Source organism: Endozoicomonas atrinae (assembly GCF_001647025.1).
GTDB lineage: Bacteria > Pseudomonadota > Gammaproteobacteria > Pseudomonadales > Endozoicomonadaceae > Endozoicomonas > Endozoicomonas atrinae.
This window is the reverse complement of record NZ_LUKQ02000672.1, coordinates 1-719: the sequence shown is the minus strand read 5'-3', so window position 1 is coordinate 719 and position 719 is coordinate 1. Positions and strand designations below refer to the sequence as shown.

Below are 719 nucleotides of genomic sequence, written 5' to 3'. Positions count from 1 at the left end.
CAAGCATGATGTTCATAATACCGATGCCGCCGACAAGGAGCGATATTCCCGCTATTCCTCCCGCAACAGCCTTCATGATGAGAAGAACTTTATTTATCTCGGCCAATTCTTCCAAGCCCGTGCGTATGTTGAATTCATCACCATGTTCGTGGCGTCTCTTATACACTCTCCTCATCGCATCCGCAACATCTTCAACATCTTCAGGGCGCTTTGCCTTGACACTGATAAAGTTGACGTGGTCTTCTCCGGTAATCCGCATCTGAGCCGTGGTGATCGGTATCATCGCCCGGCGATTGTAATCGTTATCAAAAAATTGCTTGTCTTCCATCACTCCAACGACTGTATATCTAATACCTCCAATCTTCACCTCTTTCTCCAGGGGATCGGCATCCGATCCGAAAAGATCAGCGGCAACTTCGCTTCCCAGGACAGCTACCTTTGTTTTGTGTATCAAATCAAGAGCGTTAAGAAAACGTCCCTTTGCCAGCCGCCAGTTTTCGGAAAACATATAGTCAGCCGAAGTACTTACGATTCTCCCGTCATCCTTTGAAGCGGTGCGGTATTTAACATTCCAATCGCTGCCACCGAAATTTATTTGGGGAACAATGCTTTCGATTTTATCCGTTTCCGCCTTTATCGCTTCAATATCTTTAAGTGTCAGATATTCCTCCCATTTTCGCCTCACCCATTGCCCCTGCTTATTACGGTACCACTGGTTG

Annotated in this window: 1 protein-coding gene; it reads right to left on the bottom strand. The window is 46.6% G+C overall.

Going from position 1 to position 719, the window contains the following annotated elements:
- A partial coding sequence (locus tag AK963_RS29960; RefSeq protein WP_139117816.1) for an ABC transporter permease occupies window positions 1-685 on the bottom strand: 685 nt, incomplete at its 3' end.
- Window positions 686-719 lie beyond the last annotated feature (34 nt).